Source organism: Modestobacter sp. VKM Ac-2985 (assembly GCF_026967925.1).
Classification (GTDB): Bacteria; Actinomycetota; Actinomycetes; order Mycobacteriales; family Geodermatophilaceae; genus Modestobacter.
This window is the reverse complement of sequence record NZ_JAPVBI010000001.1, coordinates 337,211-350,809: the sequence shown is the minus strand read 5'-3', so window position 1 is coordinate 350,809 and position 13,599 is coordinate 337,211. Positions and strand designations below refer to the sequence as shown.

At 75.1% G+C, this 13,599-nt stretch carries 13 protein-coding genes; 4 read left to right on the top strand and 9 right to left on the bottom strand.

Translation table 11 applies throughout. The features are described 5' to 3' along the window. Window positions 1-82: 82 nt before the first annotated feature. A complete protein-coding gene (locus tag O2V61_RS01545; RefSeq protein WP_269181578.1) occupies window positions 83-2,152 on the bottom strand; it encodes a TPM domain-containing protein in 2,070 nt (689 codons plus the stop codon). A gap of 107 nt (window positions 2,153-2,259) precedes the next feature. Next, on the bottom strand, window positions 2,260-3,018 hold the full coding sequence (locus tag O2V61_RS01540) for a VOC family protein (protein WP_269181577.1): 759 nt from the start codon (window positions 3,016-3,018) through the stop codon (window positions 2,260-2,262). A 143-nt stretch (window positions 3,019-3,161) separates the two neighbouring features. Here O2V61_RS01540 and O2V61_RS01535 point away from each other — a divergent pair, with 143 nt between their 5' ends. After that, the gene (locus O2V61_RS01535; protein WP_269181576.1) at window positions 3,162-3,515 is read left to right on the top strand and encodes a Rieske (2Fe-2S) protein; all 354 of its coding nucleotides are present in this window, start codon (window positions 3,162-3,164) and stop codon (window positions 3,513-3,515) included. A gap of 48 nt (window positions 3,516-3,563) precedes the next feature. Here O2V61_RS01535 and O2V61_RS01530 read toward each other — a convergent pair whose 3' ends face one another. The 5 genes from O2V61_RS01530 to O2V61_RS01510 form a co-directional block, all read right to left on the bottom strand. Further along, a complete protein-coding gene (locus O2V61_RS01530) occupies window positions 3,564-4,385 on the bottom strand; it encodes a MetQ/NlpA family ABC transporter substrate-binding protein (RefSeq protein ID WP_269181575.1) in 822 nt (273 codons plus the stop codon). Window positions 4,386-4,423: 38 nt separating this feature from the next. Continuing rightward, a complete protein-coding gene (locus O2V61_RS01525) occupies window positions 4,424-5,083 on the bottom strand; it encodes a methionine ABC transporter permease (protein ID WP_269172337.1) in 660 nt (219 codons plus the stop codon). Then, window positions 5,080-6,171, bottom strand: a complete 1,092-nt coding sequence (locus O2V61_RS01520) for a methionine ABC transporter ATP-binding protein (RefSeq protein WP_269181574.1) — start codon at window positions 6,169-6,171, stop codon at window positions 5,080-5,082. Before O2V61_RS01520 ends, O2V61_RS01525 begins: the two co-directional genes overlap by 4 nt. A 321-nt stretch (window positions 6,172-6,492) precedes the next feature. Then, window positions 6,493-7,092, bottom strand: a complete 600-nt coding sequence (recR, locus tag O2V61_RS01515) for a recombination mediator RecR (RefSeq protein ID WP_269181573.1) — start codon at window positions 7,090-7,092, stop codon at window positions 6,493-6,495. 43 nt (window positions 7,093-7,135) lie between these two features. After that, window positions 7,136-7,471: a YbaB/EbfC family nucleoid-associated protein gene (locus O2V61_RS01510; protein ID WP_036335186.1), complete on the bottom strand. Its 336-nt coding sequence runs from the start codon at window positions 7,469-7,471 to the stop codon at window positions 7,136-7,138. Window positions 7,472-7,564: 93 nt separating this feature from the next. Here O2V61_RS01510 and O2V61_RS01505 point away from each other — a divergent pair, with 93 nt between their 5' ends. The 3 genes from O2V61_RS01505 to O2V61_RS01495 all read left to right on the top strand — a co-directional run bounded on the left by O2V61_RS01505 (window position 7,565) and on the right by O2V61_RS01495 (window position 10,576). Beyond that, window positions 7,565-8,815, top strand: coding sequence for an MFS transporter (locus tag O2V61_RS01505; protein WP_269181572.1), 1,251 nt, complete (start codon window positions 7,565-7,567; stop codon window positions 8,813-8,815). A 79-nt stretch (window positions 8,816-8,894) separates the two neighbouring features. Beyond that, complete coding sequence (locus tag O2V61_RS01500; protein WP_269181571.1) at window positions 8,895-9,377, top strand: cation:proton antiporter regulatory subunit; 483 nt, start codon at window positions 8,895-8,897, stop codon at window positions 9,375-9,377. Further along, window positions 9,377-10,576 (top strand): cation:proton antiporter, encoded by a 1,200-nt coding sequence (locus O2V61_RS01495; RefSeq protein WP_269181570.1) that lies wholly within the window; start codon window positions 9,377-9,379, stop codon window positions 10,574-10,576. The genes O2V61_RS01500 and O2V61_RS01495 overlap by 1 nt, the downstream gene beginning before the upstream one ends. A gap of 16 nt (window positions 10,577-10,592) precedes the next feature. Here O2V61_RS01495 and O2V61_RS01490 read toward each other — a convergent pair whose 3' ends face one another. Next, window positions 10,593-12,848: a DNA polymerase III subunit gamma and tau gene (locus tag O2V61_RS01490; RefSeq protein WP_269181569.1), complete on the bottom strand. Its 2,256-nt coding sequence runs from the start codon at window positions 12,846-12,848 to the stop codon at window positions 10,593-10,595. An 81-nt stretch (window positions 12,849-12,929) separates the two neighbouring features. Further along, complete coding sequence (locus tag O2V61_RS01485) at window positions 12,930-13,598, bottom strand: YceI family protein (RefSeq protein ID WP_269181568.1); 669 nt, start codon at window positions 13,596-13,598, stop codon at window positions 12,930-12,932. Window position 13,599 lies beyond the last annotated feature (1 nt).

Sequence of the window (13,599 nt, the reverse complement as noted above, 5' to 3'; positions counted from 1 at the left end):
CTCACGGGGTGGGACAGGTGGGTGAAGGCGTGATGGTCTTGTGACCGGCGAACGACCCGGCCGAGGACGGGTCGCCCAGAGGTCAGAAGCTCCCGCCGCCACCGAAGTCGCCGCCACCGAAGTCGCCGCCACCGCCGAAGCCACCACCGCCGCCGTCTCCGCCGCCGAAGCCACCGCCGTAGCCCCCGCCGAGACCGCCGAGCAGGATGCTCCCCAGCACGCCACCGGCCACCCCGCCGGCGACGCCACCGGCGAAGCCACCGCCGCCGTACCCCCGCCGGGGGCCCGCGCCGTAGCCGGGGCGCCCGCCGTAGCCGCCGGCCATGTACTGCTCGACGTCCTGCTGGGCGGCGGTCAGCGCCTGCCGGGCCAGGCCGTCGGCGCGCTGGACCTCCCGGAGCGCGGTGATCGGATCGGCCGCGGCGGACCGCGACGCCTCGTCCAGGTGGCGTTCGGCCTCGGCCAGCCGGGTGCGCGCGGGGCTCCCGACGGCGCCGCGCCGGGTGGAGATGAAGTCACCGGCGACGGCGACCGAGGAGTCGGCGGCGCGGATCGCCTGCTGCAGGTGGGCCGCGGCCCGTTCCTGCTGCTGCCGGACGTCACGCGCCGGCTCCAGGGCCGCCTCCAGGGCCAGGTCCGCCTCGTCGAGCCGCCGGACCACGGCCAGCGGGTCGGGCAGCTCGCCGTCGCGCGGCTGCAGCTGCGCAGCGCTGCTGGCCAGCGCCCGCTCGGCCCGGGCCAGCTGCTCCCGCAGCCCCGGGGTGTCGACGTTGCGGGACAGCATCGCCTGGGCCTCGGCGATGTCCCGCTCGGTCTCCGCCCGTACCTCGTCGTACCGCGCGCCACTGCCGGCCAGTTCGTCGGCGAGCCGGCCCACGGCGTCGAGCAGGGTGCGGCTCTGCGCCAGCGCGTCCTCGGCCGCCCGGATCGCCGGGACCGCCCCGGCCGGTCGACCCTCGTCGATCTCCGCCTGCCCGGAGGCCACCGCCTGCTCGGCCAGGTCGGTGCGGGTACGCGCTTCGATCACGTTGTCGGCGACCGGCGACCAGGCCGACCGGGCGTAGCGCTGCTGCAGGTCCTCCAGGACCCGTTCGGCCGCCGGGATCCGCTCCCGGACCCCTCGGATGAGCGGGGCCAGCCCGGCCAGTGTCTCGGGCGCGGAGTCCTGCAGGTGGCGCAACTCGGCGTAGGCCTCGGCCTGCTCGGCCAGCCGGGCATCGGCGGCGGCGGTGAGCTGCAGCAGCTGGGTGAGCATCCGCCGCTGGGTGGGCTCGTCCTCGGGGAACTCGTCGTCCAGTTCCTGGCGCAGGGCGAACGCCTGGGACAGCTCGGCCTTGGACCGGCTCAGCGCGTCCTGGAAGCCCGCGACCGACTGCTCGCCGTACTGCGACCGCGCGTAGGCCAGGTCGAGCTCGGAGGTCTTGACCGCCTCGTCGAGGTCGAGCAGCTCCTGGCTGGCCCGGAAGGTCAACTGCTCGGTGGAGGTGCCGTGGTGCGGGTCGCGGGCGGCGGCCTCGGCGGCGGCGCGCTCCTCCGCCGCGCGAGCGGCGGCTGCCTGCTGCTTCTTGCGCCGCCGGCTCTTCATCAGCGCGTAGCCGCCCCCACCGACGACGGCGATGCCGACCAGCACCGCGAGGGCTCCGCCACCGCCGTCACCACCGCCGGCGCTGCCCGCGGAGGCCCCGTCTCCGGACTGGATGCCCTCCGCCAGCGTCACCGCGGCGCCGGACCAGTCCCCTTCGGCCAGGTACGGCTCGACCTCGGTGCTCACGAAGGAGTCGAGTCCGGACTGCGTCACCGGAGAGCTCTGCCCGACGTAGTAGCCGACGCGCTCCTGCTCCGTGGCGACGGCGAAGAGCACCTCGTTGGTGCCCAGACCGGCCACATCGAAGGCCTCGGCCGCCCACTCGGGGCCCGACAACTCGTCGAAGGTGTCGACGTAGACGACGTAGAGCTGGGTGCCGTCCTCGGCCTGCAGCTCCTGCAGGGCCGATTCGACCTCGCCCTCCTCACCGCTGTCGAGCACGTCGGCCTCGTCGACGAGCTGCTCGGTCGGGGCGAACGGCTCGACGGCGAGGGCCGGACCCGCGGTCAGGAGGACGGCGGGCAGGCCGGCCGCCAGCGGGAGGAGCAGCCGGGAGAGGAGACGCATGGGTCCATCGTCGCCGATCACGCTGTGCTGGGGGTGGCCGAGGGCTCCGGCACCGCTGGCCGGCCCCCGGTCGGCCCCCGCGACGGTGGCCGCGCCGACCCGGCGTCTCACTCCTCGGCGACCTCCATCACCGAGAACACCGCCCCCCACGGGTCCGTGACGACGGCGAACCGGCCGAACGGGGTGTCCTCGGCCGGCATGAGCACCTTCCCGCCGCCGGACTCGACCGCCCCGACCGCCGCATCGGTGTCGGCCACCGCGAAGCAGGTGCTCCAGCCCCGCGGCAGCCCCTCGACCACGCCGCTCAGCCCGCCCAGCGGGCCGTCGCCGGTGGCGAAGGTGCAGTAGCCACCCGCGTCGGGGACCTCCTCCCAGGCGAAGCCGAAGACGGCCGTGTAGAACTCCTGCGCCGCCGCCGGGTCGTCGACGGCGGCCTCGTTCCAGACCAGCGCCCCGGGTTCGTTGAACAGCTCCACCCCGATGGTGGCGCCGGCCTGCCAGAGCCCGAACGGGCTGCCCTGCGGGTCGGTGACGATCGCCATCCGACCGGCCGGACCGGCCTGGCGCGGCGGGGCGAGCACCCTGCCGCCGGCCGCGGCCACCCGGGCGGCCGTCGCGTCGGCGTCGTCGGTGGCGAAGTACGTCGTCCACCGGGACGGGCCGGCCGGGTCCTGCAGCGGACCGAGCCCGGCCACCTCCTGCCCGTCCTCGAGGCACATGCGGTGGCCGTCGGAGCCGGGGCTCGGGTCACGGTAGGTCCAGTCGAGGACCGCCGTGTAGAAGGCCCGGGCGGCGTCCGGTTCCGGGGTGCCGAGGTCGACCCAGCACGGGGTGCCGGCGGGCCAGGGTGTCGTACGAGTGGGCATGACTGCTCCTCGAGTCGGGAGGCCGACCGTCCCACCCGGCACCGACAGTTCGACGGCCTCGGCGCGCCACGTCTGCCCGCCGCTGCACCGGGTAGGGGCTCGGGCACCGCCCGACACCAGCCCGCCCCAGATCAGGAGGACCCGTGCCCGACCGCGTCCCCGCCGCCGACCTCCCCCCGGGCGCTGTGCGCCCCGCCGGCCAGTGGGCGGTGGCCAACACCGGTGACCGGCTGGCCGCGGTCTCCCGCCGCTGCCGGCACCAGCTCGCCGACCTGGCCGACGGCCACGTCGACGCCGAGGGCTGCCTGGTCTGCCCGTGGCACCAGGCCCGCTACGACCTGTCCACCGGGGAGATGGTCTCCGGCCCGCGCGGCTTCCTCGGGTACCACGGGCCCACGCCCGGCTACTCCGGCCTCGTCAAGCGGTTCGGCCAGGTGGTCCGGCTGCGGGTGCGCCGGGCGGTCCGGCGGGGCCCGGACGTCGTCGTCGAACCCTGACCCACTCCTCGTCCACCGAAATGGCCATTTCGGTGGACGAGGAAGAGGTCAGAAGGCGGGGATGACCGCGCCCTCGTAGTTCTCCTCGATGAAGGTCCGCACCTCGTCGGAGTGCAGCAGCTCCTCCAGCTGGCCGATCCGCTCGTCGTCCTCGGTGCCGGCGCGCACGACCAGCAGGTTGGCGTTGGGGTTGCCCTCCGCCTCCTCCAGGGCCAGCGCGTCCTCGGCCGGCACCAGGTCGGCGTCGATCGCGTAGTTGCCGTTGATCACCGCGGCGTCGACGTCGACGAGCGACCGGGGCAGCTGCGCCGCCTCGACCTCGGTGATCTGCAGGTCCTTCGGGTTGCCCTCGACGTCCAGCGCGGTGGGCGCGGCATCCCCGGTGTCGGCCAGCGTGATCAGGTCGTTGGCGGCCAGCAGCCGGAGCGCCCGACCGGCGTTGGTCGGGTCGTTGGGGATCGCCACCGTCGCGCCGTCCGGCAGGGCGGCGAGGTCGGTCAGCGACTCGGAGTAGATGCCCAGCGGCTCGATGTGCACCGGCTCCAGGGCGGTGAAGTCGTAGCCGGCGTTGGCCTCCTGCTCCTCCAGGTAGGGGATGGTCTGGAAGTAGTTGGCGTCGATCGACCCGTCGTCCAGGGCGACGTTGGGCTGGACGTAGTCGGTGAACTCGACGACCTCGAGGTCCAGGCCGGCGTCGTCGGCCAGCTCGTCGTCGATGTAGCGCAGGATCTCCGCGTGCGGGACCGGCGAGGCACCGACCTGCAACGGCTCGTCCTCGGCGGACAGCTCGGCGCTGCCCCCGCCGCAGGCGCTCAGGACGAGGGCGGTCGCAGCGGCGGCCGCAACGGCCAGGGGGCTCTTCGAACGCATGATCAGTTCTCTCTCCTCGTGGAACGGGGGACGGACGGTCAGGAGGTGGCGAGCCGGCGGGCCCAGCGGTCGCCGGCCCACTGCAGGAGCTGCACCACCACGAGCAGCAGGACGACGGTCGCCAACGTGATGTCGGTGCGGAACTGCTGGTAGCCGTAGCGGATGGCGAAGTCGCCCAGCCCGCCGCCGCCGATCGCCCCGGCCATGGCCGAGTAGCTGATCAGCGCCACCACGGTCACGGTGACGCCGGCGACCAGCGACGGCAGCGCCTCGGGCAGCAGCACGGTGCGGACGACGTCGCGGCGCCGCGCGCCCATCGCCAGGGTCGCCTCGACCTTGCCGTGCGCCACCTCGCGCAGGCTGGTCTCGACGAGGCGGGCCAGGAACGGGACGGCGCCGATGGTCAGCGGCACGATCGTCGCCGTCGAGCCGATGGTGGTGCCGACGATGCCGCGGGTGACCGGGGCGACCAGGACCAGCAGGATGATGAAGGGCAGCGAGCGGCCGAGGTTGACCACCAGGCCGAGCAGCCGGTTCACCAGCGGGTGCGGGGCGAGCGCCCCGGGCGCGGTGATGGTGAGCAGCACGCCGAGGGGCACGCCGAGCAGCACGGTCAGCGCGGTGGCGACGCCCACCATGTAGAGCGTCTCGCCGGTGGCGTCGACCAGCTGCGGGGCGATCCGGGACCAGTCGTTCACCGCTGCACGTCCGGGGCGTCGGCGAGCCGCTGCACGTCGGGCTCGCGGTCGGGTCGGGGTGGTGCGTCGTCGGCGTCCGGCTGGGGGCGCGGGTCGCCCGCGGCGGTGCGCTCCACGAGGGCACCACCGGCCCGCAGTCGCGCCAGCGCCGGGTCCAGCCGGCCGTCGTCCCCCTCGACCCGCAGCAGCAGCCGGCCGAAGCGTCGGCCGGCGACGGTCTCCACCGACCCGCCGACCACCTCGACCGACAGGCCCAGCTCGGCGGTGAGGGTCTGCAGGACGGCGCCGTGCGGGGTGGCGTCGGTGACCGTGAGCTGTACCAGCGCACCGTCGCCGGTCTCCGGCCCGGCCGGGGCCGGGACCAGCTGGGCGGCCAGTGCGGAGTCCGGCCGGGCCAGGACCTCGGTCAGCGGACCGCCGTCGACCACCCGGCCGTCGCTCATCAGCACGGCGCTGTCGCAGACCGCCCGGACGACGGACATCTCGTGGGTGATGAGCAGCACGGTGAGCCCCAGCTCGGCGCGCACCTGGCGCAGCAGCTCCAGCACGCCGGTGGTGCTGGCCGGGTCCAGGGCCGAGGTCGCCTCGTCGCAGAGCAGCACGGAGGGGCGGGCGGCCAGCGCGCGGGCGATCGCGACCCGCTGCTTCTGCCCACCGGAGAGCTGCGCCGGCCGCGAGGCGTGCCGGTCGGCGAGGCCGACCAGGTCGAGCAGCTCGGCGACCCGGCGCCGGCGCTCGGTGCGGCCGACCCCGGCCAGCTCCAGCGGGTGCTCGACGTTGCCGGCCGCGGTGCGGGAGTCGAGCAGGTTGAAGTGCTGGAAGATCATGCCGATGCTGCGACGGGCCTCGCGGACACCGGCGGCATCGAGGTCGGTGAGCACCCGGCCGTCGACGGTGACCGTGCCCGAGGTCGGCCGCTCGAGCAGGTTCACCAGCCGGGCCAGGGTGCTCTTGCCCGAGCCGCTGGGGCCCACCACCCCGGCGAACTCACCGCGGGCGACGGACAGGCTCACGCCGTCGAGGGCGACCACCTCACCGGCGGTGCGGCGGGCGGGGAAGACCTTGCGGACGTCGGACAGCTCGATCACGGGGGTCCTCGCAGGTGGAGCGGACGGCGGGCACAGCTCTCCACTGCCGGGGTCCAGCTGGCTCGGCGCCGAACGGCGCGGCGCGGACCTCCGGTCAGGGGCGTCGGCTCACCGACAGAGCGTGCCGGCCAGGCGCATCAGGTCGATGGCGCGACGACGCGTCAACGAACTGGGCCCGACCACCACCCGAGGATGGCCTGCCTCCGCTCCGGATGCCAACCACGACCCCAGGGTTGTGATGGATCGCTCAACCACCGCCCGCCCCTACGATCCGTCGGCCGATCGGGCAGAAATGGCCATTTCTGCCCGACGAGGCGGGCTTCAAGCGTCGATGCGGCGGCGGCCCTCGAACGCCCGGCCCAGCGTCACCTCGTCGGCGTACTCCAGGTCACCGCCCACCGGCAGCCCGCTGGCCAGCCGGGACACCGCCATCCCCAGCGGGCCGACCAGCCGGGCCAGGTACGCGGCGGTCGCCTCGCCCTCCAGGTTCGGGTCGGTGGCGATGATCAGCTCGGTGACCTGGCCGTCCATCAGCCGGGTCATCAGCTCCTTGACCTTCAGGTCGTCCGGGCCGATCCCCTCGATCGGGCTGATCGCCCCGCCGAGCACGTGGTAGCGGCCCTTGAACTCCCGGGTCCGCTCGATCGCCACGACGTCCTTGGGCTCCTCGACGACGCAGATGACGTCGAGCGTGCGCCGCGGGTCACGGCAGATCCGGCACTGCTCGGCCTCGGCGACGTTGTGACAGGTCACGCAGAAGCGGACCTCGGCCTGCACCCGCTGCAGGGCGGCGACCAGTCGGCCGACGTCGGCCGACTCGGCGGCCAGCAGGTGGAAGGCGATGCGCTGCGCGCTCTTGGGACCGACGCCGGGCAGCCGCCCGAGCTCGTCGATGAGGTCCTGGACAGCGCCCTCGTACACGGTTCTCCTTCGATGCGGGTGGCGGTGTGCGCACCCGGGTGGATCAGAGGCCGGGGAGACCCAGCCCGCCACCGAGACCGCCGGTCAGCGGGCCCATCGTGGAGGCGGTGAGCTCGCCGACGGCGCGCTGGGCGTCACGGACGGCCGCGACCACCAGGTCCTGCAGGGTCTCGACGTCGTCGGGGTCGACGGCGGCCGGCGCGATCGTGACGGCGGTGACCTCACCGCTGCCGGTCATGGTCACGGTGACCAGCTCGCCACCGGCCGAACCGGTCACCTCTGCGCGGGCCAGCTCCTCCTGCGCGGCAGCGAGCTGCTGCTGCATCTGCTGTGCCTGCTTCATGATCTGCTGCATGTCGGGCTGGCCACCGGGTCGCATGGTCCGAGCGTAGGTGCTGGCACCGACAGTCCGCCGCACGCGCTGTGCGGGTCGACGTGTGGCGGCACCGGGCTCGGTGGCAGGGTCACCGGCGTGGCAGGCGACGGCGTGCAGGTCCGCAGCACCGCGGGCGGGGCGCGCACCGGGCCGTGGTCGCAGCTGGCGCTCATCGCGCTGACCCAGGTGCTCGCCCTGGCCGTCTGGTTCTCCGCCTCCGCAGTCCTCCCCGTGCTGCGTCGCGACTGGCAGCTGGGCACCGCCGGCGGGGTCGGCCTCACCGTCGCCGTGCAGCTGGGCTTCGTCGTGGGTGCGCTCGCCTCGGCGACGACCGGGCTGGCCGACCGGGTGCGCCCCGAGCGGCTGCTCGCCACCGGGGCCGGGGCCGCCGCTGCCTGCACCCTCGGCGTCGCCGTCCTGGCCGACGGGCCGCTGCTGGGCGTCGCACTGCGCTTCCTGACCGGGATGGGCCTGGCACTGGTCTACCCGATCGGCATGAAGCTGATGGCCTCGTGGTTCGGCGCCCGCGGGCGGGGGCTGGCGCTCGGCGTGCTGGTCGGGGCGCTCACCCTGGGCTCGCTGCTGCCCCAGCTCCTGGTCGGCGTGCTCGGCGACTCGTGGCGGACCGTGCTGGTCGCCGCGGCGGCCAGCGGCGGGGTCGCCGCCCTGCTGGCGCTGGGCCTGCTGCGCGCCGGGCCGCACCTGTCGGTGGGCAGCCGCCCGCGCGCCGCCCAGGCCTTCGACGGCTTCCGGTCGGCCCGGCCGCGGCTGGTGAACCTCGCCTACCTCGGGCACATGTGGGAGCTCTACGCGCTCTGGACCTGGGCCGCGGTGTGGATCACCGCCTCGCGGGACGTGGTCGACCCCACCCTGCCGACCTCCCGGATCGCCCTGCTGGCCCTGGTCGCGTTCGGGGTCTGCGGCGCGGCCGGCTGCGTGCTGGCCGGCTGGCTCGCCGGCCGGTGGGGCCGGGCGCCGGTGGCCACCGTCGCGGTGGCCACCAGCGGCGTGTGCTGCCTGCTCTCCCCGTGGGCCTGGTCCTGGCCGACCGCCGCCCTCGCCGTCTTCGTCTGCGTCTGGGGGGCCAGCGTCATCGCCGACTCGGCGATGTTCTCCACCCTGCTCAGCGAGGTCTCCGACCGGCGCTGGGTCGGCACCGCCCTCACCGTGCAGACCGCGACCGGCTTCCTGCTCACCACGGTGACGATCAGCGCGCTGCCCTACCTGGCCGACCTGGTCACCTGGCGGTGGACGCTGGTGCTGCTCGCTGCCGGCCCGGTGCTGTCGGTCGCCGCGCTGGCCCGCTTCCGCGCCCTCGACCGGGGACCAAGGACCGCTGTCGGCTGACCACCCGGCGGGGCACGATGAGCGCCGACGGCGGGGGCCTCTCGCCTGGGACCACGACGAGACAGGAGCACGGACGCCGATGGACGTCGAGGAGACACGACTGCCCGGGATCGGACTGCGGCACGACCTGGTGACCGCGCAGGGCCGGCGGGTCGGGGTCATCTCCCAGCGCAACGGGGCCCGGCACGTCCTCCTCTACGACGAGCGGGACCCCGACGCCACGGCGGCCACCATCGAGCTGACCGCGGAGGAGAGCGAGGTCGTCGCCGAGCTGCTGGGCGCCCCGCGGATCACCGAGCGGTTGTCCCGGCTGCGTCAGCAGGTGGAGAGCCTGGCCACCGAGGGCGTGCCGATCGAACCCGGCTCCCCCTACGTCGCCGCGACCCTGGGTGACGCGGCCATCCGGTCCCGCACCGGTGCCTCCGTCGTCGCCGTCGTCCGGGGCGAGCAGATGATCGCCTCGCCCACCCCGGACTTCCGGTTCCAGGCCGAGGACCGGCTGGTGGTGGTCGGCACGTCGGACGGCGTCGCAGCGGTCGGTGACCTGCTCAACCCGCGCTGATGGACCTGGGGCACACCGCCGTCCTGCTGCTCGAGCTGGGCGCCGTCCTCTTCGGGCTGGGGCTGCTCGGCTCGCTGGCCGGCCGGATCGGCCTGTCCCCCATCCCGCTGTACCTGCTCGCCGGGCTGGCGTTCGGCACCGGCGGGCTGCTGCCACTGGACGCCCCCGAGGGCTTCTTCTCCACCGGCGCCGAGGTCGGCATCGTGCTCCTGCTGCTCGTCCTCGGGCTGGAGTACACCGCCGGCGACCTGGTCGAGAACCTGCGCCGCCAGGCCCCGGTCGGGGTCGTCGACCTGCTGCTCAACGGCCTGCCCGGAGCTGCCCTGGCGTTGTTCCTGGGCTGGGGGCCCACCGCCGCGCTGGCCCTGTTCGGCGTCACCGCGATCAGCTCGTCGGGGATCGTCTCCAAGCTCCTGACCGACCTCGGCCGGCTCGGCAACCGGGAGACCCCGGCCGTGCTCGGCGTGCTGGTCATCGAGGACCTGGCGATGGCCGCCTACCTCCCGGTGCTCACCGGCGTCGTCGCGGCCACCACCACCGGCGACGCCCTGCTGTCGGTCAGCGTCGCCCTGGCCACCCTCGCGGCCGTGCTGGCCGTCGCGGTGCGCCACGGCACCACGGTGACCCGGTTCGTCGGGGCGCGGTCCAACGAGATCCTGCTGCTGCGCGTGCTCGGCCTGGCGTTGCTGGTCGCCGGTGCCGCGGAGGCGGTGCACGTCTCGGCGGCGGTGGGCGCCTTCCTGCTCGGGATCGCCCTCTCCGGGGAGGTCGCCGAGCGGATCGGGGACGTGCTCGCCCCACTGCGCGACCTGTTCGCCGCGGTCTTCTTCGTCTTCTTCGGGCTGTCGACCGACCCCTCCCAGTTGCCCGGCGCGCTGCTGCCCGCAGCCGCACTGGCCGCGGTCGGGATAGTGACCAAGTTCGGCACCGGGTGGGTCGCCGGGCGCCGGGCCGGCGTCGGGCCGCCCGGCCGGGTGCGCGCCGGGGCGGCCCTGGTCGCGCGCGGCGAGTTCTCGATCATCATCGCCGGTCTGGTGCTGGGGAGCGTGCCGGCGGCCTTCGGCTCGCTGGTCGCCGCCTACGTGCTGATCTTGGCCGTGCTGGGGCCGCTGATCCCGCGGCTGGTCGACCCGTGGGTGCGCCGGCTCGCCCAGCGTTCTGCGCCGCCCCGTCCCACGCCGCCCCGGTCCGCGCCGTAGGGGACCGGGGCGTCGGTCAGCTGTCGATCGGTCGTGCGCCGAGCTGGGTGCGCAGCAGCTGGAGCGCGGCGGCCTCGGGGTCCAGCGTCGGCGCGGTGTCCGCGGTGTCGCCGGAGGCCGCGTCGGCGGCCCGCTCGGCCATCAGCTCGTCGGCCTCGGCGGACTCCGCGGCCTGCACGGCGGCCCGCGCCGCCTCCGGCGACACCGGTGCCCCGCCCCCCGAGCCACCGCCGGCGGCCCCGGGCTGACCCGGGCCCCCGTCGACGACGGCCTGCACCTTCCAGCGGACGCCGAGCAGCTCCTGCAGCGACTGCCGGATGACGTCCTTGTTCAGGTCGTCGCCCAGCATCTTGGCCAGCGCCGGCGAGGTGGCCGCCAGGGTGAGCACCCCGTTGGTCAGGTCGTGGACCTGGGCGCTCTTGAGCAGCGCCTCGGTGGTGCGCTTGTGCCCGCGCACCACCTTGAGCAGCTCCGGCCAGATCCGCCGGACGTCGGCGGTGGTCAGCGCAGCGTCGTCACCGGCGGGCTCGGCCGGCGTGGCCGACACCAGCGGCGTGGGCTCACCGCCGCGGGGCGCCGGCGCGGACTCCGCCGCGGCCCGGGGTGCCGGCGCGGCATCCGTGGCCGGCGCGGGGGCGCGGTGCGGTTCCGCCGCCGGGCGGGCCGCCTGCGGCCAGTCCTCGTCGTCGGTGGGCTCGGGCGGCAGCGGCACCTCGGACGCCGGCGCGCTCTCCGACCGGGGCCGCGGGTGGTCGGCGGCGGGCGGCTCTGCAGCAGACGGCTGGGCAGCCGGGCGCGCCGCGGCGGGTGCGCCCGGGCGGGCGGTCACCGGCCAGCCGTCGTCCCCCTCCGGGGCCGGCGGGGACGCCGGTGCAGGCGTGGGGGCGGCCGGCGCGGAACGGGCCTGCGAGGGACGGACGTACGCCGGCCGGCTGGTCGGCGCAGCGGCAGGAGGTGCCACCGGCTCGGCGGCCGGGGCCTGCGCAACCGGGGCCGGGGCAGCCGGGGTGGGGACAGCGGGCGGCGGGGCCTGGACCGGGGCCGGCCGGGCGGGCTCGCGTACCGGTGCCGGGACGGCGGCGGCCTCCGGGCGGCCGGCGTGCTCCCCGGCGATCGACATCCGCCGTTCCAGCCGCTCCAGACGCTGCAGGGTGGCCACGGCCGAGCCGTCGACCCCCGGCAGCAGCATCCGGGCGCAGACGAGCTCCAGGAGCAGCCGGGGGGCCGTCGTCCCGCGCATCTCGGTGAGGCCCTCGTGCACGGTGTCGGCCAGCCGGGAGAGCGTGGCCGAGCCCAGCGCCTGGGCCTGCCGGCTCATCACGTCGATCCGGTCGGGCGGGCTGTCGAGCAGGCCGTTGCCGCCGGCCTCGGGCACGGCGTCCAGCACGATCAGGTCGCGCAGCCGGTCCAGCAGGTCGGTGGCAAACCGGCGGGGGTCGTGCCCGGCCTCGACCACGCGGTCGACGGCCTGGAAGACGCCCGGCGCGTCGGAGGCGGCCAGCGCGTCGACGGCCTCGTCGAGCAGCGCCTCGTCGGTGACGCCGAGCAGGCCCACGGCCGACCGGTAGGTGACCCCCTCGGGGCCGGCACCGGCCAGCAGCTGGTCGAGGATCGACAGCGAGTCGCGCACCGAGCCGCCCCCGGCCCGGACCACCAGCGGGAACACCGTCGGCTCCACGGTGACGCCCTCGGCCGCGCACGTCTTCTCCAGCAGGGCGCGCAGCGTGCTGGGCGGCACCAGCCGGAACGGGTAGTGGTGGGTGCGCGAGCGGATGGTCGGGAGGACCTTCTCCGGCTCGGTGGTGGCGAAGACGAAGACCAGGAACTCCGGCGGCTCCTCGACCACCTTGAGCAGGGCGTTGAAGCCCTGCGAGCTCACCATGTGCGCCTCGTCGACGATGTAGACCTTGTAGCGGCTGTGCACCGGGGCGAAGAAAGCCTTCTCGCGCAGGTCGCGGGCGTCGTCGACACCACCGTGGCTGGCCGCGTCGATCTCCATGACGTCGATCGAGCCCGGGCCGTCGGGGGCCAGCGCGATGCACGAGCCGCAGACGCCGCAGGGCGTGGACGTCGGCCCCTGCTCGCAGTTCAGCGAGCGGGCCAGGATCCGCGCCGACGACGTCTTCCCGCAGCCCCGCGGCCCGCTGAACAGGTAGGCGTGGTTGATCCGCCCGCCGTCCACCGCGTTCATCAGGGGCGCGGTGACGTGCTCCTGCCCGACCACCTCGGCGAAGGTCGCCGGACGGTACTTGCGGTAGAGCGCCAGAGCCACGCCGCGAGGTTACTCAACGGACCTCGTCCCCCTCACCACTCGCAGGCTCGCGGTGAGCCTCTGGACGAGGCCGAGACGACGTCAGAGGGTCAGGCGCAGGAAGAACTCCACGGCGCCGGAGTCCTCGACGCTGACGAAGCCCAGGTTCGGCGGCTCGATGCCGAAGTCGGTGAAGACCACCGGCACCGCACCCGAGACGTCCACGCCGTCGGCGGTGCGGACGACGGAGAGCTCGGTGGTCACCGGCTGCGTCGTGCCGGCCAGGGCCAGCTCACCGGTCACCGGCACGGTCACCGGGGTGCCGGAGAGCTCGGGGAGGTCGGCCACCTCGGTGACGGAGAAGGTCGCGGTGGGGTTCGCGGCGACGTCCATCACGTTGTCCCGGAAGTAGGAGTCCCGGCGGCTGCTGTCGGTGCTGATCGAGGCGACGTCGACGGTCACGTCGGCGTCGGCGAGGTCGCCCTCGGAGATGACGACGGTGCCGGTGACCTGGTCGGTGGTGCCGGCGACGGTCACGTCGGCGCCGTTGAGCACCTCGTCCACGCGGTAGCCCGCGGTGGACCCGGGGCCGATGGTCCAGGTGCCGTCGGTGTCCGCGGTGAGCTCGACCTCCTCCGGCTGCGCCTGCACGGTCGGGGCCGGGGCTGCGTCCTCCGCGACGGCGGCGTAGATCAACGGCCCGCCGATGGCCCCTGCGGCGACGACCGCCACGGCCCCGCCGGTGATCCACCAGGTACGACGACTGGGCACG